Source organism: Candidatus Symbiopectobacterium sp. NZEC151 (assembly GCF_025962655.1).
GTDB lineage: Bacteria > Pseudomonadota > Gammaproteobacteria > Enterobacterales > Enterobacteriaceae > Symbiopectobacterium.
In genome coordinates this window covers 978,728-1,000,009 of the sequence record NZ_JAGFPE010000001.1, presented here as the reverse complement: position 1 = coordinate 1,000,009, position 21,282 = coordinate 978,728, and the positions used below count along the sequence as shown (strand labels likewise).

15 protein-coding genes are annotated in these 21,282 nt (G+C 53.7%); 9 read left to right on the top strand and 6 right to left on the bottom strand.

Annotated elements, in window-relative coordinates; genetic code table 11:
• Positions 1–221 precede the first annotated feature (221 nt).
• The 3 genes from J5067_RS04570 (at position 222) to J5067_RS04560 (ending at position 3,653) form a co-directional block, all read left to right on the top strand.
• Positions 222–1,541 (top strand): ABC transporter substrate-binding protein, encoded by a 1,320-nt coding sequence (locus J5067_RS04570; RefSeq protein WP_264642702.1) that lies wholly within the window; start codon positions 222–224, stop codon positions 1,539–1,541.
• A 290-nt stretch (positions 1,542–1,831) separates the two neighbouring features.
• Positions 1,832–2,425 (top strand): HupE/UreJ family protein, encoded by a 594-nt coding sequence (locus J5067_RS04565; protein ID WP_264642701.1) that lies wholly within the window; start codon positions 1,832–1,834, stop codon positions 2,423–2,425.
• Between the two features lie 136 nt (positions 2,426–2,561).
• Positions 2,562–3,653: a hypothetical protein gene (locus tag J5067_RS04560; protein WP_264650529.1), complete on the top strand. Its 1,092-nt coding sequence runs from the start codon at positions 2,562–2,564 to the stop codon at positions 3,651–3,653.
• 49 nt (positions 3,654–3,702) lie between these two features.
• On the opposite strand, the gene J5067_RS04555 is transcribed toward J5067_RS04560, so the two are convergent.
• From J5067_RS04555 to J5067_RS04540, 4 genes are all read right to left on the bottom strand, one after another.
• Positions 3,703–6,192 (bottom strand): putative virulence factor, encoded by a 2,490-nt coding sequence (locus J5067_RS04555; protein ID WP_264650528.1) that lies wholly within the window; start codon positions 6,190–6,192, stop codon positions 3,703–3,705.
• Positions 6,189–9,176 carry a virulence factor SrfB gene (locus J5067_RS04550; protein WP_264650527.1) on the bottom strand — a complete coding sequence of 996 codons (2,988 nt, stop codon included), beginning with the start codon at positions 9,174–9,176 and terminating at the stop codon, positions 6,189–6,191. The genes J5067_RS04555 and J5067_RS04550 overlap by 4 nt, the downstream gene beginning before the upstream one ends.
• A 4-nt stretch (positions 9,177–9,180) precedes the next feature.
• Positions 9,181–10,587 (bottom strand): SrfA family protein, encoded by a 1,407-nt coding sequence (locus tag J5067_RS04545; RefSeq protein ID WP_264650526.1) that lies wholly within the window; start codon positions 10,585–10,587, stop codon positions 9,181–9,183.
• Between the two features lie 175 nt (positions 10,588–10,762).
• Positions 10,763–11,851, bottom strand: a complete 1,089-nt coding sequence (locus tag J5067_RS04540; protein ID WP_264650525.1) for an MBL fold metallo-hydrolase — start codon at positions 11,849–11,851, stop codon at positions 10,763–10,765.
• Positions 11,852–11,966: 115 nt separating this feature from the next.
• Here J5067_RS04540 and J5067_RS04535 point away from each other — a divergent pair, with 115 nt between their 5' ends.
• The 4 genes from J5067_RS04535 to J5067_RS04520 all read left to right on the top strand — a co-directional run bounded on the left by J5067_RS04535 (position 11,967) and on the right by J5067_RS04520 (position 16,851).
• Positions 11,967–13,190 (top strand): MFS transporter, encoded by a 1,224-nt coding sequence (locus J5067_RS04535; RefSeq protein ID WP_264650524.1) that lies wholly within the window; start codon positions 11,967–11,969, stop codon positions 13,188–13,190.
• 323 nt (positions 13,191–13,513) lie between these two features.
• Positions 13,514–14,350 carry an N-acetylmuramoyl-L-alanine amidase gene (locus J5067_RS04530; RefSeq protein WP_264643728.1) on the top strand — a complete coding sequence of 279 codons (837 nt, stop codon included), beginning with the start codon at positions 13,514–13,516 and terminating at the stop codon, positions 14,348–14,350.
• Between the two features lie 41 nt (positions 14,351–14,391).
• The gene (locus tag J5067_RS04525) at positions 14,392–15,678 is read left to right on the top strand and encodes a glycoside hydrolase family 10 protein (RefSeq protein WP_264642694.1); all 1,287 of its coding nucleotides are present in this window, start codon (positions 14,392–14,394) and stop codon (positions 15,676–15,678) included.
• 135 nt (positions 15,679–15,813) lie between these two features.
• Positions 15,814–16,851, top strand: coding sequence for an AI-2E family transporter (locus J5067_RS04520; RefSeq protein WP_264642693.1), 1,038 nt, complete (start codon positions 15,814–15,816; stop codon positions 16,849–16,851).
• A 6-nt stretch (positions 16,852–16,857) separates the two neighbouring features.
• Here the strand turns inward: J5067_RS04520 and hisN are convergent, their stop codons facing one another.
• The gene (gene hisN / locus J5067_RS04515) at positions 16,858–17,649 is read right to left on the bottom strand and encodes a histidinol-phosphatase (RefSeq protein WP_264650844.1); all 792 of its coding nucleotides are present in this window, start codon (positions 17,647–17,649) and stop codon (positions 16,858–16,860) included.
• Between the two features lie 169 nt (positions 17,650–17,818).
• On the opposite strand from hisN, the gene pdxK reads away from it, so the two are divergent.
• Together pdxK and pemB are read left to right on the top strand one after the other, a co-directional pair.
• Positions 17,819–18,682 carry a pyridoxine/pyridoxal/pyridoxamine kinase gene (gene pdxK / locus J5067_RS04510; protein ID WP_264628626.1) on the top strand — a complete coding sequence of 288 codons (864 nt, stop codon included), beginning with the start codon at positions 17,819–17,821 and terminating at the stop codon, positions 18,680–18,682.
• 238 nt (positions 18,683–18,920) lie between these two features.
• Positions 18,921–20,225: a pectinesterase PemB gene (pemB, locus tag J5067_RS04505; RefSeq protein ID WP_264642691.1), complete on the top strand. Its 1,305-nt coding sequence runs from the start codon at positions 18,921–18,923 to the stop codon at positions 20,223–20,225.
• Positions 20,226–20,306: 81 nt separating this feature from the next.
• Here the strand turns inward: pemB and J5067_RS04500 are convergent, their stop codons facing one another.
• A complete protein-coding gene (locus J5067_RS04500) occupies positions 20,307–21,116 on the bottom strand; it encodes a hypothetical protein (RefSeq protein WP_264642690.1) in 810 nt (269 codons plus the stop codon).
• Positions 21,117–21,282 lie beyond the last annotated feature (166 nt).

Sequence of the window (21,282 nt, the reverse complement as noted above, 5' to 3'; positions counted from 1 at the left end):
GGCGTAATTCTCACGCGTCGCCCACAATAAACCTGCAAATAGCCATGGGAGGCCACCCAACACAAACTGCGAGTACCCAGTTGTCGCTTGCGAGGTGGACACACGGCCCAGCGCGACCCACGTTTTTCGATGAAATCACCATTTTTCGATGGAATAGAGTACCCACGATATTCTGCTGTGTGGGTGATACCAGCACAATGACTATAATTAAGGGTTCTATTATGACGAAAGTCTTGCATCGTATTCCTCGTATCCTACTGTTATGTGCCGCATTACCAATCAGCAGCGTTGCCGTTCATGCTGCCGATCCTGTTGAAGTCCGTATCTCCTGGTGGGGCGGCAATCAGCGTCATGAAGCCACCCTGGCCGCCATCAATGCGTTCCAAAAGGCGCACCCGGAGATCAAAGTGAAAGCCGAATACGCGGGTTGGGATGGCTACCTGTCGCGTCTGTCAACCCAGATGGCGGGTGGACAAGAGCCGGATGTGATCCGCATTGACTGGAACTGGCTGCCCCAGTTTTCGCGCAACGGTGACGGTTTTTACGATCTGTATAAACAGCGCGACGCGCTGGCGTTAACGGATTTCCCGCCCCAGTACCTGAGAACCGGTGAGGTGAAAGGCAAGCTGCAAGGGGTGCCGATTTCCATGACGTCGCGCGGGTTTATCTATAACAAAGGTACCTGGGATAAAGCGGGCGTTGCCTACCCGAAGACCTGGGATGAATTGTTTGCCTCTGGACCCGCCTTTAAAAAAGCGTTGGGAGACAATTTCTACCCCCTCGGCGTGGCGCAGGGCTCCTCTGACGTTCTCGATATTCTGACGCTGGGGCGCGCCTACATGGCGCAGAAATATGGCATTGACATGATTGCCGAGAGCAAACAGAGCCTGGCTTATAATCGTGAGCAGGTGCGCGAACTGTTTGGCTTTTATAAAAAGCTGGTGGATAACCATGTGATACCCGATCAGCGTTATTTTTCGTCGTTTGGTCGCACTAACGTGTATGAAATTCGCCCGTGGATCAACGGTGAAATGGGCGGCATGTATTTATGGGATTCCGCCATCTACACCTACGCCAGCAACATGCCAAAAGAGACGGTACTGGAACCGGGTCCGTATCCTATGCTGAGTAACGCCAAAGATTCAGCGATCAATACCAAGCCGTCTTCACTGTTTGCGGTGGGTAAAAACACCAAGTATCCCAAAGAATCCGCGATGCTGATCGGCTTCTTGCTGAGTAATCCGGAAGGCATCAAGGCGCTGGCGTTACAAAACGGCATGCCGGCAAACCCGAAAGCGGTAACCTTGCTGGAGCAGAGCGGGGTGATCACACCGACCAATCTGTTGGCAAATGCCTACAAGGCGGCGGCTGAACAGCCTGCCACTCAGGTTCCGGTATCGCCCTACATGGAGAATCAGGAACTGGTACAACTGTGGACCACCAGCGTTCAGCGCCTCGATTACGGCAAAGGATCGCTCAATGAGGTCGCGGATGACTTCTACAACAACGCCAATCGCATTTTGAAACGCGCCATCCGCTAAGCGTAATCGCTTTCGAGCAACAAACCCGTAAAGGCGTTATATCAGCACAATGCTATGACGCCTTTTTTATCTCGCATCACCGGTATCGATAAAGTGACGTATTATCATTTATTCGATATTTAACGCTGTTAATTTATTTTTGTTCTGCTTTTATCTTTGTATCTGTTTTTATAACGGCATTAAAAACCATAGTTCATACAAAATTAATTTAAATCATAATTTGGTGCCTCGGTATTGGGTAAAACGGTTGCGTTGCTATCTCTCTTCCCAACCTGTTAATGGAATTGAAAATGAATAACCCAATGAAGGTCCTTTTCACTGCTGCGCTTTTTGCCGTGCCCGTTGCCGCCTTTGCCCATATCGGGGCCGATGATGGCGCCCACCACGTGACCGGCTTTATGCAGGGATTTATCCATCCGCTTACCGGCCTTGATCATCTGTTTGCCATGACACTGGTCGGCGTGTGGAGCGCCATGAATAGCCAAAAATGGTGGCTGGCACCGGTCTCGTTCGCCAGCCTGTTGCTGGTGGGGGCACTGATTGGGATGGCGGGGTTGGTTGTGCCTGCGACTGAGCATATTGTGGCGGCCTCTCTGCTGGTCCTGGGACTGATGGTGGCGATGCAACTGAAGCTGTCAGCCGCCACCGGCGCGGTGCTGGTGGGTGCTTTTGCCCTGTTTCATGGGCTGGCGCACGGTGCAGAGTTGTCTCACTCCTTTGCTGCCTTGTCAGGGATGGTGGTGGCTACTGTGCTGCTGCACATCGGCGGGCTGGCGTTGGGCTATGCGATGCTGGCGGCAAAACGCAGTGTGTGGTGGCCGCGCGTTATCGGTGCGGGCTCTGCGCTGCTTGGCGTAGGGCTGTTGAGTGGTTTGTTCGCCTGAGTGTTTTTCTCGATGTGAGACCGGTTCCCACCGTCTGAGGCGGTGGGATATCAGATTTTACAACATCGGATTTTACAACGCAGGCTGGACTGGCAACTGTTATCGTGTAATCCACAAAATTGCACGGAATATTGCCATGTTGCCAGCAGTGACTTCCGAATCCATCGCCCTGTTACCCCTTTCTTCCCGTGCCCGGCAGCACGTTGCCTTGACGCCTGCTGCGGTGATGAGTCAAACCCACCTCCGGCAGCATGGACAATTGATCTATCGCTATCAGGACGCGCTTTTCTGGTGTGAACATGAGGATGTCTCCTCGCTGCACAGTCGGGTAAATTACCTTAACAAGGTGGTTAACCATATCAGACAGACGATGCCCAACCGGGATCAACCGCTGACGTTGCTTTCACTGGGGGCCGGTGGGTTGCTGATGGAGTCCTTTATTCATGCGCAGTTACAATGCAATGGATATCAGGACATACACTGGCGGGTAATCGACATCGAATACGGGCCAGATGGCACTCAGCAGTGTCTTTCACACCGCGACAGCCTTGATGCCTTTGCTGCGATAACATCAGGCAAACTGGCCGTGTACGGTTCGGATCAACACTATTTCAATACCTTTTGGGGTGGGAATGGTGCAACGAGTGACAGAAGTCGCGGTGCTACCGTGCTGCTGGCGATTGATCCGCCTACCTCATCGTCACAGGTATTAGGTATTGCAAGCCTCGATCCGAAAAGCATGTCGGTCAAGGGCCGTCCCGTTGAGGATATCGCCGACGCCAATTGCCTCTATTTGATCGCCAGCGAGCCTGAATATAAAACGCAGGTACACCACGCGATGGCGGCGCTGGCGCGCGGCGATCACATGATGACCCTGGGCAGTATCTTAAAATGTTACGTCAACAAATTTGGCGGCTGTGAGGTGTTGTCGACGCAATCGCCAAGCAGTCTGATGATGAAAGAAGCGTGTGTACCGCTTTTGGCACAGGAAAAAACCACGCAGGCATCGACGTCGACCCTCGAAATGACGTTATCGGATATCAGGCGCGCCGTTGAGCGCTATGTTGCCGCAATGGCAGATGAAAACGGTCTGTACTTCGCCGTGTGCTGCGTGTCCGATTACGACGTCAGTCTGACGCGACTGCGCGATTACATCGTTGATAACCCGCATTCATCATTACTCGCCACACTTGAGATGAACGCGACCCGTATCGAAAACCACCCGTGAATGGCCCGATGTGAAGGCTTTGCCCCTGCGTCGAGCAGGGGCGGGGCAGTTATTTTGCGCCAGAGGGGGTGGGTTTGAAAATTTGCAGAATGGCACCTAACTGTTTGCGTTGTTCGGTATCCAGTTCTCCACCGGCAGAGTGCCCGGCGTTTTGCAGTATCAAGGTGTTGAGCCCAATCAGCCAATCGTACACGTAAAACGCCGTGTTATTGGTAGGGGTGAGCGACAACTTGGTCAACCGCTTGGCAGTGCCCCAACTGACGGCCTGTTTTTCCGGCTTGGCAAAAATTTTACGACCACGGTTGATGCGGCTTTCCGGGCGCTGCTCCTCGGGCATTTTCTGGAAGCCCAGCCAGGCAATATAATCGCCGAGCACCGTCAGGGCGCGAGAAACCTGACTGTCGATCTCATTGTCCGTGTAGGCGCTGGGGTGATCATCCTGGTTCAGTGCCGCGTGCAACGCCTGATTGATGCCTTGCCGCAGACCGGCGGTAATGACCTCTTCCATCAGCATTTCCAGCGTCGGTTTGCCCAACCCGAGCAGCTCAACCAGCGGCGCGTTGTCCGGCAAATTGCGCATATGGTTTATCCAAAAGCGCAACACCTGACGGGCAAAGACCGCATTGGTATCCACATCGCTCTGCGCGTGGGACTCATCCGTCTGTGTCACATCCAGCGGGGCGTCGCTGAATAAATCGATGTCCATGGCGATGCCAAACGGATCGGCGTTGGTCATGGCACTGGTGTTATCCAGGGCCGGATGGATGACATGGCTAACGCCGGATTGACGCTGCTGTTGGTAAAGGCGGCGCAACTCATCCCGCGTAGGTAACATGCGCTCCAGCAACTCGCCGTGTACGCCTGGCCGCGTCTGGAGTGATTTCAACACGGATTCGGCCACTTTCTGCTTTCTCATCGCCGAGATTTCACTGTCCGACTGATACCAGCCGCCGAGAATGTGCTCAAACAGTTCATTTTGCATCTCGAGTAACTGTTCTGACAGCCGCGCCAGCTTGTTTTCCCGTTTGACTTCGGTATTCAGCCAGTTAGCCATGCGTTTTACACCGCGTTCATCCGTCGCCAGCATGGTTCCCCAGGATTCTCCCGGGTTACCCACGTAGCGTTGAACGCCTTCATCGTAGTGCGTGTTGTGTAACACGCGCTGATCGAATTTGGTGACCGCCCAGATCAGGCCAGGTTTATGCTGACTGCGCTGTTGCGCCGTTTCCCCTTGCGTCTGTTTCACCCAGTAGTCGAGCGCTTTGCCGACCGCTTTGACATCGGCGCGCCGGTCTACCGCCGTGCAGACCATCAACAGATTAATGGCATGCTGCTCGGTGTACCGTTCCAGCAAATAGCTTGCCTTGGCGTGCAGCAGATTTTTTATCAGCACCGGATAACGTTGCACCGCGCCGTGCTCGCGATCGCCACTGGAAGCGGCGTGTACATTGCTGAGGGGATTGAAGCCCGGAATATCAAGCAGGTCAACTTGCTCAAACAGCGGTTCGCGCGTCGGTGACTGCAAGGTCACCACCAGTTCAACGGCGAGAAAAGCCAGCTCTGCCAGTGACAGTTCAACCGGTTTGCTGGCCCGGTTATTGATGACCGGACGTACATGTACGCTGGGATCGGAAGAGGTATTGAGATAGGCGACGGTTGACAGGTTCATGATGCCATCGGTGGGCAGCAAGACGTCATCGACCAGTACGCTTAACGGTGCCAGCACTTTATGGCTGTAATTCAGGCGCTGTAGCGTATGCGCAAACTGGCGATAGGTCGCCGTATACTCCTCTTTGCCTTGCCACAGCACCGAGAACAACCGCGCCCGATCGTCAATGGTCAACGCCGGCGTAAGGGAGATGGCCGCGGGCCAAAAGTGAGTCTCCAGCCACTTCTGCCGTTTGCCATCGTGACGCGCCAGACTGTCCCACAGGGCAATGACTTCATCACTGCTGAATCCCGGGATGGTTTCGGGCTGACGATGCATCGCCAGCAGCGCCATCTGCTCGACCAGTTGCTGCTCATCTTCGGCCAAACTGCGTGGCGACGGTGGAGCAACGGCCGTGGTTAAATACGCCTGTGCCAGAATGTTGACGATATCCGCTTCGCTTAACAGCAGCAATTGAACCGGATAAGTGGCGTTTTTCACGCCTGGCTGACGGGTAAAGCGGGTCACCAGTCCGGCGAGTTGGCTCTCCGGATTGATATGCGCCTGATAGTCCAGGGTATGGCCGCCGAGATCGCTCTCCAATCGGCCATTTTCGCCCGCGGCCAACGCGGAGATCAGGTAGGTTTTGCCTTCCTGTGCCTGACCGAACAGCCCGATGGCCATCTCTTTTCCTGCGCTGTCTGCCAGTCGTTGTGCCTTGTTGCGGTGACGACGAAGTTTTATCGTCAGCGTATCGGCTTCCATCTCCAAACGCGGCGAGCGGGAGCGGGTTGTCTCTACCCACTCTATGGCCTGCTCAATGCCTTCTGATACGGCAGTCAACTGCGTGGTTAACCGGGTCGAAAGTTGTTTTGGCGTCAGTGCTCTCATTTGCTAAATACGCTCCCGCTGTCGATCCAGTAGTGTGTTGCGCCGGAAGCGCTGTCAGCCAGCGTATTAAGCCGCAGCCGCAGATAGTGAAGAGGAACCTGGCTGCCATCTTGCAGCGTGGCATCCGCGATTTCGAAACGTTCCGGCGTGGATTGCCCCGCCTCGCGCGCCACCGTCAAACGCAGATGTAACACGCTGTCACCCGCAAGCTTGCGGGCCAGCGGCTGATCGATAATGGTCAGGGTGTAAAGCGGCGTGGCTGGCCAGCGTTCGTTATCCAACTGACGGAAACCGAGCCCAATACCGCCGCGCACCGAGAAGTAGCCGCGTTTGTCCAATTCAAAATCGGCGGTGTCCAGATCGATGTCGCTGTAATAGAGGTTATCCTGCGTTAACTGCTGATTGGCATCGATCATGCCGAAATAGCGGATGGTGGAGTAGGGTTCAAAATCACCCGCTTTGAAATAAAAGCCCGGCAGGCGCAGGTCCAGTGCCAACAGGCACAGCATGGCACCGACAGCCGCGGTGGATTTCGGGTTCTCGATGCGGCCGAATTTATTGAACGGATACCAATCGCTGGTGTGGTAGCCATCCAGTGAAACGATGCGGCTGATGGGCAACGGCTGAAGATAACGGAACAGTGCCTGTATGCCGGGGAAACGTGACGGGCGGCCGGTAAGCAGCAACACATCGCAATCATACAGCGCGACAACCTCGCACAGCGAACGCAAATTTTGCGTGATGCTGATGCGGTTGGACAAGAACTCGCCGTGCAACTTGCTCAGCCGAACGATAAGCGGCGTGTGCAGGATATCAAACGCCGCAGCATCCGCCGGTTGTTCCCGCTGAATTTCGCCGTTCAGATAGTCCAGTACCTTGCCGGTCGGTCGCTGTGGCAGCAGTTCACCAAAGGTGGCTTCCAGTTCGGCGCTCATGTCGAGCGGATCGAACCCTTCATAGGATTCCAGGATCGCGCGTCCAATCGGCATCAGTATTTGCAGGGTGGACTGCTGGCGCAGGGTAGATTGACCATCCATTCGGCCTGCGTTGCCAAACAGCTTATCCATCAGGCTGTCCGGCGTGGCGATCCCGGCTTTTTTCAGTGACGCATGCAGTGCGGGCAGCACGTAGAGCTGGATCATGTCCAGCAATATATCGTCGCCCGCCACTTTGAAACCTTCGCGGAACATCAACAACGGGCTGATTTTGACGTTACTGCCGATGCTGTCATCCAGCGTGTACTGGGTTACGGCGAGATCGGTGGTGCCACCGCCGATATCAATCGATGCGACGCGCAGGGTTTGTCCCGGCTGCTCATCGGCATCGCGTACCCGGTCTGGTCGCGCCTGACTGGCGAAAAAGGCTTTGGTATTGCCACCAAAATTGACCTGACTTTCGTTGTAGAGATAGACCATCTGGCCGCAGGTGGCCTCATCCCACTCCATTTGCACCTCAGGCACGGGAAAGCGGCTGGCCGCTTTCTCTTGTTCGGTGCTGAAGCCATCATCCGCCGGGTGCCATCCCATCGCTTTCCAGACCAGACCAATCGCTTCCTGCATGCGACGGCGGAAAATTTCGCGCTCAGGTTTTGGCATGGCGGAGGGCAGCGTCAGAATGATGTTACGCAGGCGGCGCGGTGCGCTGTCATTCATCATTTTCGCGCGCTGCGCCGCGCTGTTCATCTGGCTCAACGCTTGCGCCAGCAGTTCGCACAGCATCAACGACATCAGCGAGCTGCGGCTGTATTGTGCAGAAAACACTGGAAGACGATCGTCGAACGGCACGGTAAACAGCGGCTGACCGTCATCATTGATCAAATGCGTGAACGGTGCGGCGATGGCGTGCGGCTCCAGCGCGGCATTGCCAACGGTTTTGCTGAAGCGCCAGCCGGGGGCGTAGCTCTCTTCATCCCACAGATAGCGGCGCGGGCTGGAGAGACCACTGGCTCCGTCCGTGCCAAGACGCGCCAGCGCCATGCGGCTGGCTTCGCGGCCAACGCGCACGATGGACGGCCACAGGAAGGCGTCTTCGCGGCCACTTTCCAGCGAGAAATTGGGCTTGCCAAACTGCGCGTGCGCAAATTCAATGCGGCTTTCAAACATCTCATTGTAGATCTGATGAGGCTGTTCCATGTCGCGCAATTGCAGCTCGTAGCTCTGGCTCAGCCCGTTGTGCGCTTCGGGATGATCTTCGACCAGAATGCCGCAGGTGTGCGAGTTGCCCACATCGAGAATCAGGTCAACGGAAATGTCCGGCTCTTGCCGTGTGCCGGCAACCAGAGTGATTTCCGGGATCCGCAGTTGTTTGCCCAGCATATCAAGCAGGTTCAAGTAGTGCGCCTGATACTCAAAACCACGCAGCGCGGTGCGCTGATCGGCCTCACTGCGCTGTTCACGTGCGGTGGCATGTTGGGTAAAGACTTCGCGCAGCCAGCCATCGACCCAGGTTAAATCGAGGAATTCACCCAACTCTTCACTGTGGTACGCCAGCGTAAACTTCAATCCGGCGGTAATGTCGCTTTCGGTCGGTGCCAGCAGTTCGTTATCCTCACCGTCAGGATAGACTTTGGTGTCGAAAACGATGCAAATACGGTGGGTGTTGCCATCCTGATCCGGCCTTGGCAGAGTAACGACTTTCATGCGCGCCCAGTTATCCGGGCCACCGATAAAGGTACGCGGCGGGTTGAAGCGCATAAAAGGCAGCGGCAGCCAGACATTACTCAGTAGCAGCAGCGATTGGCCCAGCGAAAAGCTGGATTCAGGGCGTACCACTTCTGGTACAGACCCCAGCGGCGCAGGCAGGAGATATTTGCCGTTCTCATCATTGAGGATCAGACGCAACAGCGGACCGTTTGCCGTTTTGCGGACGAACTTGCCTGGGCCTTGCGCATCGATAGCCGGTTTTAGTGCAAAATCCAAAAATTGCAGACCGCTGTCCTGGATGAGGGTGATCTTTTGTTTATAGTCCGTAATCGTGGCCAGCATAGGGTTATTCGCTCTCACGCTTGAAAGTCAAAGGGATCAGGTTGTCGTCGTCATAACGGCCTGAGCACTCAGCCGGGCCGCTGGCCCCCTGAGAACAAACAATTTCTGGCATTTGATAGCGTGACCCATCACTACAGCGCGCTTTTACCCGGCTGTTGATAATCAGATTGCCCGATTGCATTAATCCGGCAGTAACGTTGGCGCGACAGCTGACTCCTTCACCGTGCGTGAGGCGCACCGTACCCTGACCATCCTTCAGTTGATAACGCAGGCTGGCCGGTTTGCCAATCGTGGGGGTTTTGGTATCGGCGGTTACGCGCCAGGTGCCGTTGAGGAAATCGGTTTTTCCCAGCTTGACCGCCAACGATGGCATTACCAGCGCGTTTTTGTCTACCGGCTTGGCTTCTTCCGGTTTTGCTTCTGCTACCACGGTTTCAACCGGTGGTGCGCTGGGCACCGGGGCCGGTTTCTGTGCTACTACCGGCGCTGTTTCTGGATGCGCAACGGCGGGCGCCTTTTCGGCTTCTGGCGGCGTTTCAGCAGCAACGGGCGGTGGTGCTATCGGTGTGGCGTTTTGTGCAACGGTCTCAGCTTCTTTGACTTTTTCCGTGGCAGGCAGCACGCGTTTTTCTGGCGTATGTGCCACCACGGGTTCTGAAGTTATCGGTTTACTCGGTACGCCAGCGCGGAACTGCCACACTAATGCACCGGCGAGTGCCACGCCCGGTGCAACCCACCACCAGCGACGCAATGCCGATTTCCCTGGTGCCGTCGCTGGCACAGCAGGGATCGCCACCTTGGGCGCGTCGTCGGGTTCGTTTTCTGGCTCAACCGGTAGTGACGCCGTTTCTGCATAGACGGCGGCAGCGTTGGGCTGTGCAATGGGCGGTGCAATCGGATCGACCAGCGGTTGTGCCGTGATGACCGGTAAGGCTTCGCGCAGGCACGCTAAGGCGTCGGTTCGAGGTTTTTGGTCGAGATTAATAAAACCCCAAAAGGTGATGACGGGGCGGCCATCAACCAGATAAACGTAATTTGCCGCGGGAAATTGGAATGCTTTGGCGAGCAGGGCACCAAATCGTTGCTGCGCCGCACTGTCTGACGCCAACGCGCGTTCACTCAGCGCCGCAACGGTGGTCAGAAAGGTTTGCAACTGCTCCAGTGCTGCCTCCCGTTCCTCCTCGCTAGCGGCCATCCATGAGGTGACTTTTCCTTCGCCGGGAGCATACCAATCAAGACGATCGCCCGTTTCATTAGGCTGCGGAATGGCCAGGCAGTCAGCGATTGCTTGTTGTCGCCGTAAACGTAGAGTTTCCCGCAACTGAAGAGCCGATGCATACACCGGTTGCCCATTTTCGCCCAGCGCAAAAAAATCGGCCAAACTTCCGCTGCGTAGTAATGATTTTGCCAAGAAAAAGACCTTATTAAATGGAGGGTTAAAAGCTGAAATCAAATCAGTTTACTATAAAATGTACTTTAAACCGGAAATGGCAATGTCAAACGGATAAAGAAACGACAAAACCACCAAATATTTGACCTATCAACGCTGTTTCTTGGGTTTAGCGTCGCGTATCGGCGGTTTTTTTCTATGGGCTGTCGTTTTCCGAGTATGCCGTGCCTCGTGATGCGGGCGGGAGGGGGACCGACGCTTTCTCGGGCACAAAGGGCATCCACCATAACGGTGGGGGCGATGATGAGTGACTGTCCACCACTTCACCCAGACGCGGACAAAGCATCTGAATACCTTTCTGCGCGGCCAGCGTGTAGCTGCGTTGTACCGGCTCTGTCCAATGATGTAGCGACAGGGTAAACATGCCCCAGTGAATAGGAACAAAGGTGCGCGGTGCCAAATCGAGTACCGCTTGAAGGGTTTGTTCCGGTGTCATGTGGGAATCGGGCCAGCGCCGGTTGTATTGACCATTCTCGACAAACGCGAGATCGATAGGACCAAACCGTTCTCTGATGGCCGTAAAGTGGTCATCGTAGGCCGAATCTCCGCTGTAATACAGGGTTTCATGCGGGCTTTGTAGCACCCAGGAACACCAGAGCGCGCGGTTATGATCGAAGGGGGTGCGCCCGGAGGCATGACGCGCTGGCGTTGCGGTTAATCTCAGCGTCTTCCACGTGTATGCCTGATACCAATCCCGTTCGGTAATGCGTTCTGCGGCGATGCCCCATTGTTGCAGCGTTTTTGCCATACCGAGCGGGGTAACGAAATGGGTTTTCTTATCGCGGAAAAACTCAACGGTTACGCGGTCCAGATGATCGTAATGATTATGCGACAACACAATCACATCGATGGACGGCAACGCTTCCATCGGGACCACCGGCGGTTGAAAACGCTTGATGCGAAAAGGAAAGGGGGCTGCGGATGCGGAAAATACCGGATCGATCAGCACAGTGACGCCATCCATGTTGAGCAACAGACTGGAGTGACCAAACCAGATGACGCGGGTTTTACTGTCCGGTTTGAGAAACTCCCGCCAATTCGGCGGGACTTCGGGCAAACGCTGTTCCGGCATACGGGATCGTGCAGTAAACAACAGGCGTCTGAGTACCGAAAGGCGTTCGCGCCAACCCATGTGCAGGTATACGCTGGGGCGCACGTTGTGAAAACGCCGTTCAGCCGCAGAATAGTGGGGTGGTGTGGTGTTTGATATCGCCTTTTCGGTCATGGTATCACTCCGCCTTAAGGTGAAATTGTGCTGTCTGGGTAAAAAAGCTGCATGACAGCGTCACGCGTGTTTAGTATGCTAAACAAACCGTGATTGACGATGACATAACAATATCATGATTTTATCTCAGGTTAGACAGGGTGCGTTATCCAGTAATAAGTTATTGCTCATTTGTGGCACCGGCTGGCTGTTTGATGCCATGGATGTCGGGCTGTTGTCTTTTGTTCTGGCAGCGCTAAAACTGGAGTGGGGGCTGTCCGCCGCACAGTTAGGGCTGATCGGCAGCGTCAACTCCATCGGCATGGCGGTTGGCGCATTTGTTTTCGGACTCTATGCCGATCGTAAAGGGCGTAAATCTGCCTTTATGATCACGCTGTTAATGTTCAGCATCGCCAGCGGATTAAGCGCTTTTGCCTGGGGATTCGGCAGCCTGCTGGTATTGCGCTTCTTTATCGGCATGGGATTAGGCGGCGAACTGCCGGTGGCATCAACGTTGGTCAGCGAAAGTGTGCCCCCGGAAGTACGCGGCCGCGTGGTGGTACTGCTCGAAAGTTTTTGGGCCGTTGGCTGGCTGCTGGCGGCGTTAATCGCCTATTTTCTGATTCCGTTGCCGAGCGTTGGCTGGCGCGGTGCCATGATCCTGTGTGCGTTGCCCGCCTTCTACGCGTTATACCTGCGTTTTCGTTTGCCGGATTCGCCGCACTATCTGCAACTGAGCCAGAAAGAGAAAAAAAGTGCTTTTCGCCATAAGATTGCCGCACTCTGGGTACCGGAGCAGCGGCGTGCCAGCGTGATGTTGTGGATTGTCTGGTTTTGCGTGGTGTTCTCCTATTACGGCATGTTCCTGTGGTTGCCGAGCGTGATGATGCTCAAAGGGTTTGATATGGTGAAAAGTTTCGGTTACGTGCTGGTGATGACGCTGGCGCAGTTACCCGGCTATTTTACCGTTGCCTGGCTGATTGAACGCGCAGGGAGAAAGGTTGTGCTGGTGGTCTATTTGCTGGGAACGCTGATCAGCGCCTATTTTTTCGGCGTTGCTACCAGTGCACCGCAACTGCTGCTCTCCGGTTCGCTGCTGTCATTTTTCAACCTCGGGGCCTGGGGCGCGCTGTATGCCTATACGCCAGAACAATACGCGACATCCATTCGCGCTACCGGTGCTGGAATGGCGGCGGCAGTGGGGCGTATCGGTGGGATCTTTGGCCCGTTATTGGTCGGCACGTTGGTCGCAAGCGGCGTGCCCATCGGCGGTATTTTTGCCTTGTTTAGCCTGGCAATACTGCTTGCTGTCTTTGCTATCGTGCTGCTGGGGCAGGAAACGCGACAGCGTGCACTGTAGCGTCGAATGAAATAAACGGGGGCCGGGCGGCTCCCTTTTTTTTTGTCTGTTTTACAGAAACGATTACCGCAGTAGGGTTAACGCAATGAGTGACGACGTCACTTTTTTGTTGTTAAAAAGGGTAATTAATATGGGTAAATGCTATAAAACGATTAATTATTGCAATGGTTTAGCGATGATTTAATAGCAACCGCGTAAATATTATTAGAACAAAGCACCTGTTTACTTGCTTATTGTGATGTTTATTGCTGTTAATAATCGCCAAGGAGGTGAATTTTTCTATGATATTCAATTCTTTTTTATCAACCATGCGCCCACACGGGCTGAAATGGCTCGCGGTAGGGGGGCTCGCGTTGGTGGTGGCCGGATGTTCTACGCCGCGCTCAACGTTAATCGATCGCGGTGATTACATCGTGGATACCACTCATCCGGCTAAAGGCCAGAATGAGCGTGTCCGATTTCTGATTTTGCATTACACCGCGCTGAATGATGCGCGCTCGTTAGAGGTATTAACCCAGGGGCAGGTCAGCGCGCATTATCTGGTCGCGAAATATCCACCGCTGCGTAATAACAAGCCCGTGGTAATGCAACTGGTGCCAGAGGATATGAGAGCCTGGCATGCGGGGGTCAGTAATTGGAATGGCCGGGTAAATGTCAATGATTCTTCAGTGGGCATTGAGATTGTGAATCTCGGGTTTACCGATAACATGCTTGGCGTTCGCACCTGGTATCCTTACAATGAAATGCAGATTACCGCGCTTGCCGCGCTGACCAAAGACATCATCAAGCGTAACAACATCACGCCGGATAATGTCCTGGCGCACAGCGATATTGCACCGCTGCGCAAACAGGACCCCGGTAAGCTGTTTCCCTGGAAACGGTTTGCGGAGATGGGCGTTGGTGCCTGGCCTGATGACGCAACGGTGAACAAGTATCTGGCCGGACGGCAGCCCACTGCGCCGACTGATGTGCTGACGCTTCAGAAAGCATTGCATAAGTATGGTTATGATAAAATTCCACAAAACGGTGAGCTGGATAAAGATACGCGTTTGACCATCAGCGCGTTCCAGATGCATTTCCGCCCGGCGGACATTGAAGGCAATGCCGATGCGCAAACGGAGGCGATTGCCAAAGCGCTGGTGGAAAAATACCGTACCTGAACCCGTGATTGACTTTTTTACTGCCAAGGAATTGCCCAAACATGCTGAGTTATCGACGTCGCTGTTTTTTGCTGTGTTTGGTGTGTGGGTTACTTGGGTGCAGTAACAGCAAAGTCACTCCTCCCTCCGTGGTTGAGGCTCCCGTCCGCGTTTCTCCGGCTGTGCCGGAGAACGTCAAGGGCGTTTGGCTGACCACGCTTTCTGGCCTTGACTGGCCGACGCCAGCGTCAAGTGATGAACCGTCTGATGCGCGCCGTATTGCGTTACAAAAACAGGCGCTGATTGACAAACTAGACAATCTGGTGAGTCTGGGCGTTAACACGGTCTTTTTTCAGGTAAAACCGGATGGCACGGCGCTATACCGCTCGGCGTTACTGCCGTGGTCTGACGTATTAACCGGTGTGGTGGGCAAAGATCCCGGTTTCGATCCCTTGGCTTTTATGTTGGCTGAAGGGCATAAGCGTGGATTGCGTATTCACGCCTGGCTCAATCCCTACCGTGTGACCAGCAATACCCAGCCAAAAACGGTGGCCGCGCTGCGGCATACCCTTAGCGCTTCACCCTCCAGCGTGTATGCGCTACACCCTGAGTGGATACGCACGGCGAGCGATCGGTTCGTGTTGGATCCCGGTATCCCAGAGGTGCGTCAGTGGATCACCAATGTGGTGGTGGAACTGATCAACAACTACGCCGTGGATGGCATCCATTTTGATGATTATTTCTACTACGAAACGCCTGCTTCTCGTTTGCAAGACGATGCCACCTATCGGCAATATGGACAGGGGTTTGCCACCAAAGGGGACTGGCGGCGCAATAACACCTTGCTATTGATTGAGCAAATATCGATGGCGATCAAAGCGGTCAAGCCGCAGGTTGAGTTTGGCATCAGTCCGGCGGGTGTGTGGCGCAACGCGGAGAATGACGCACGCGGCTCGGATACGCGTGGCGGTGCAACCTACGATATCGCTTATGCGGATACCCGGTTGTGGGTGGAACGCGGCTTGATTGACTATATCATCCCGCAAATCTACTGGCCTTTTTCACGAGAAATCGTCCGTTATGACACACTGGTAAAATGGTGGGCGGACGTGGTAAGGCCAACAAAAACCCGTCTCTACATTGGTGTCGCCTTGTATAAAGTCGGCGTGCCTGCGCAAAAGGAGCCTGATTGGGCGCGGGACGGCGGCGTGCCTGAACTGCGGCGGCAGTTGGCGCTCAATGAAGCGCTGCCGGAAGTGAAAGGCAGCGTGCTCTTTCGCGAAGGATTTCTGCATCAACCTCAAACCGCACCGGCGGTGGAATACCTCAGAACGCACTGGGGTAAATAGCGGTTACAACGACGTTGCGGCGAAAAGCCGCTATATTTTCTGTTGAAGAACAGACTTTCCGACGCGCATTTTCAAAAATGGATTTTACCGCGCGCGGCAGGATTTAAACGTCGTGTTAACCCTAAGCAGGCCACCATGAAAACACCTGTGTGCTCCGATGATACGTTGCTGCATCGCATGCTGCTATTAGCCGCATTGGCTATCGTCATGATGGGGATCCATCTGGCAGCCTCCATTCTTTCCATTATCCTGCTTTCCCTGTTTTTGGCTATCGTGCTAGAGCCTGTGGTGGCGCTGTTGTGTCGCACACGCTTACCGCGCTCTCTGATTGTGGTGTTGCTGGGCGGCGTATTGCTGATGCTGCTGGTCTACGTCCTGCTCCGGATGGTGGCGGCTTTGCCCGAGTTAAATCAAATGAGCCTGCAAATGCGCAGCTTGCTGACGCGTCAGCTTGCCGTCGGCATGGCACCATTACAGGAGTTGGGGCTAACGCTATCGCCAGAAGCCGCGATGTCGCTGATTGACCCAGGGCAATTTCTTGGGCTGATTACCCGCGTGCTCAGTCACGTATCCAGTTTTTTTTCGTCGGCATTGGTGGTGTTTCTCACCGTGATTTTTATGCTGATCGAGGTGCCGGTATTAGTGGAGAAAATCCAACGGCTATTTCGCACGGAATCCGCTGGCATGAAAGCCGTGCGCCGCGGTATTGACAGCGTGACGCAGTATCTGATGCTTAAAACGCTGATGAGCGTATTAAACGGTGTGGCGATCTGGGTGCTGTTAACCATTTTGCAGGTTAAATTCGCCTTTATTTGGGCTGTGTTGGCCTTTCTGCTGAATTTTATTCCCGTTCTGGGATCGATTCTGGCGGCAGTACCGCCTATCATTCAGGCATTTGCCTTTAACGGCATGAGCACCGGCATGGCGGCACTGGCCGCGTTCCTGGTCATCAACCTGATATTGGGCTGGATCGTTGACCCTTATCTGTGCGGCCGGAAGCTGAATATCGCCACCAGCGTGGTCCTGATTTCACTGTTGGTGTGGCAGGGATTATTGGGGCTGATCGGCATTTTGTTGGCGGTGCCGCTGACCATGACCCTGAAACTGATTGTCGAGCAAGTCGATGGCGGCGCGCGCTGGGCGCGCCTGCTGGAAGGGGGGAAGGAGCACTAGCACCTGTCAGCCATTGAGTATGGCTAACGCCTGTTGATGAAGTTGCGGATCGCCAGAAGCAACGATATTCCCGCCGCCTTCGGGACGCCCGCCATCGAGCGTGGTCACGGTGCCGCCTGCCTGCTCAATAATCGGGATCAGCGCGGCAATATCGTAAGGTTGCAGGCCATACTCGACGCAGATATCGATGTGGCCAGCGGCCAGCATCGCCATGGCATAGCACTCTCCGCCATAACGGGTCATCAAGGTGTGTTGCGTCAAATCCTGAAAATGGACAGTAGGGTGGCTCAGCACCGGTTCGGGTGACGTGGTGTGTAGGATAGCGTGCGCGAGCGGTAGATTTTTACGTGTTTGCAACGCATGCTCACCGTAGGGGCCCCGATACCACGACTGAATCCCATCGGCCCAGAAGCGTTCTTGCGTGAAAGGCTGGCTCATCATTCCCATGACGGCGCGCCCGTGATACAGCAAGCCCATCAGCGTTCCCCACACCGGAATGCCGCACAGAAAAGGCCGGGTACCGTCAACCGGATCCAATATCCATTGGATTTCGCCGCTGCCAACAGCGCCAAACTCCTCGCCCAAAATCGCATGTTCAGGGTAGTGCGCGCTAATCAGGGCTCGGATGGCGCGTTCCGCTTCGCGATCGGCATCGGTCACCGGGTCGAAGCGAAAACCTTCCTTGGGTTTATTGCCAATATGAAGATTTTGCGCTGAACGATAGCGCGGCAGGGTTTGCTCAGCGGCGGCATCGGCCAGCGTGTGAAAAAAAGCAATATCAGGTAAGTTATGCACGATGATCTCCCTTCTAATGCAGTTCTAATATCGGCGCGGGTGCCGTTTATTCGGTAATGCGCGCTTCTGTCGGTATTCAGGATTGCACGTTTGCGCTATCCTGACATCATGAACACGATGGTCTTCGCTACGGATGTTAACGATAACGTTATCATTCAGATAAAGGAATAACATGCAGTACGTACCCATTACGCCGGACGCGGAAAGCGCCCATTTTCATTCCGGGCCTGCACACTATGATGTGATCTCCATTCAGTCGCAGGTGGTTTATGGTTGCGTAGGGAACAGTATCGCGGTACCGGCGCTGGCGCAACATGGGTTGCGTGTTGCATTGGTGCCTACGGTCATCCTCAGCAATACGCCTCATTATCCTAGCTGCTATGGTGGGAAAATTCCGGTCGAATGGTTTGAAGGTTTTCTGCAAGGTCTGCTGGAGCGGGGCGCATTGACACATGCGCGTGCTATCGTTATTGGCTATATCGGCACGACCTCGCTGGTGCCGCCGTTGGTTGCCTGGCTTAAACAGGTGCGCGCCTCTTGGCCGGATATTCACATCATTCTCGATCCGGTGATGGGGGATACTGACTGCGGTTACTACGTCAATGCCGAGATAAATGCCTGCTATCGCGATGAGGTATTACCGCTGGCTACCGGGCTGACGCCAAATGCGTTTGAGCTGAGCTGTTTATCGGCGATGACGCTGGACAGTGCCGAATCGGCTATTGCCGCTGCACGTTCGTTGCTAAAGGGAACGCTGGAGTGGGTGGTTGTCACCAGTGCACCGGGCAACCTCGATAAGCAACGGATTCAGGCGCTGTGCGTCACACGCGATGCGGTGGTACCGATCCTGCATAACCGTTTACCCATTGCGCCGAAAGGCACTGGCGATCTGTTCTGTGCAGAACTGACCGCGGCTTTACTCGCCGGACAATCTCCGGCACAGGCCGCACAACATGCCTGCCATCAGGTGGAACGCTCAGTGTTGAAAACCCAGTTGGCTGAAAGCGAAGAGCTGTGTCTGGCTCCGCTGGTGTAAGGGGATAACGACAATGACGCTCGAATCATATCAGTACAAGCTTAATTTAGTTACAACATACATTGCATTATATCAACAACCACTCTCCTGAGATAACGCCTCTCGTTGATAAAACCCCGTCAACAGTACCTGGTGGGGCAGACAATACTAAAATCATGATCGCGCTTCACTTTTTTTCTTTTTCTTGCAAATAGAATTGAAACTCGATTTCATTTTACTAATCTGCATGGGGTGAGAAGTGAAATATCAGCCATTCTCCGGTATTGCTGCTGCGGTATCCGTTTCCTTATTATTAGCGGCGTGTCAAACGGCAACATCGCCGCAGGCACAGTATCAGCCTTCGTTCCCAGGAACAGCACAACGGCCCGTGCTGTCCAGCGATGAGGCTGCGCGTTTTACACAACAGCACTATTTTGCCTATCGCGGCCTCTATGCTTCCCCCATTGCCGACGCCTGGACACCTCAGCCTATCAACATCGCTTCAGTAAAAACGCCCTATGTGGTGGGGCCAACAAAAGGGGTTGACGGTGCCAGTTATACGCAGATACAAGACGCGGTGAATGAGGCATTGAAACAGCAGAAAGGTAATCAGCGTATTTACATCAAATTGCAGCCAGGAACCTACATCGGCACAGTTTACGTACCCGCTGAAGCGCCACCGATCACGCTGTTTGGCGCTGGCGATACGCCGGAAAAAACCGTGATATCGCTGGGATTGGACTCGATGATTTCACCGGAAACCTACCGCACGATGGTTAATGCCAATCAACAATATCAGCCTGGCGACCCTGCCTGGTATATGTATGACGTTTGCGCATCGAAGCAGAATAAAACGATTGATACCATCTGCGCCGCGGTCTTATGGTCACAGAGCGATGAATTTCAGTTAAAAAATCTGACGGTGGTGAACTCGCTGCTGGATACGGTAGACAGTGGCACACATCAGGGCGTCGCGTTGCGAACGGATGGCGATAAGGTTCAGTTAGAGCAGGTGCGTTTGATTGGGCGGCAAGATACGTTCTTCGTCAACACCAGTGATAAAATGAATAATTACGTCACCGATCACTACAGCCGCGCCTATATCAAAGACAGTTATATCGAAGGGGATGTCGACTACGTTTTTGGCCGTGCCACCGCCGTGTTTGATAACGTCCGTTTCCATACCGTATCGACGCGCAAATCAAAAGAAGCCTATGTATTCGCTCCCGACACCATGCCGTGGGTAAAACACGGTTTCCTGGTGATCAACAGCGCGCTGACGTCCGACAGTGGCTATAAGACTGGCAAGCAAAAGGCCAACATGGGCCGGGCCTGGGATCAGGGCGCGCGCCAAACTGGTTATTTGCCGGGTAAAACAGCAAATGGTCAACTGGTGATTCGAGACAGCAGCGTTGATAGCGGCTATGACTTGCTCAATCCGTGGAGTGCAGCCGCCACCACACGTAGACCGTTCAAAGGTAACGCAAACCTACAGCGCGATCTGGATGACATTAATTACAATCGGCTATGGGAATATAAAACCACCGTATTGCTAAACCAATAATATTGTATTACTTGCTGCGCCGGGTGGTGGTGATTCACACCCGGCATTCTTATTATACTTTACCGCAAGGTAGCGCACCGTCTAATTGCCAGCGCTATCCCGTTCTCTGATATAGATCAGCGCTGACTGCAAAGCCTCATGGTTAATGGCGTTGACCTTGAGCGTTTCCATCTCGATGGGGAGGAACCTTTCATGTTGCGCGTTGTATAAGAAATCATCCTTGGACAATCCCATTGAATGCACATCTTTATCAATCATTCTTGCCACCGTTTTCACAAAATCGACATCGGCATTTTCGTGAAAACGGTGTACCTGTGACAGCGGATAACCGCTGATATTGTTTAACACAATCGCTCGACCGGATAACGTACTGGCGGTACCATCGCCGTAATAACGATTAAATGCCTCTGTTTGATCTTTGATCATGCCCGGTGATTCACCGTCGAAAAAGATTTTTATCAAACGATTAGCTTGCAATTTATCAACGACCACAACGGCTTCTTTGCTTTCTGCAATCACGCTGCCGATAATATTGCTGTGGTCATGCATAAAATCCGAGTAACAACACCCATCGGGTGTTTTAGGCGTTAGGGTGACACCGCAGTTCTTCATCCAGGTAGTATATATCTGCTTTACGTGCTGATGGGATACATGGCGTAGGACTTTGCATATTTCATTGCTCAGCTGTTTTGATTCTGGCGTTTTTATTGTTTTTCCCGTGTTGTGAAATATACTTTTCGCATCACTTTTGGATAAGCCAATGGATTTGGTAGCGATTTTTACCAGCTTATTAAGGGTTTTTCTGGAAATGTCAGAGTTTTTTGTTTTTTTTGCCAAGGCCACATCTAACGAGTCAGTATTTTGATTAATAATTGACGAATATATTCTCATCAGCCCACTCCATTATGACTTGTTGTAAAAATGAAAATAGAAAATCCAGCTTAACCTGAAAACAATAAAAGTCAGAAGTGGCACGTCTACGTAGAGTCATTTTTTGGCATTACGGTTATATTGATACTTGTAGCTTGTTTGATAAAAGCCAGGTGAATGCTGCTCA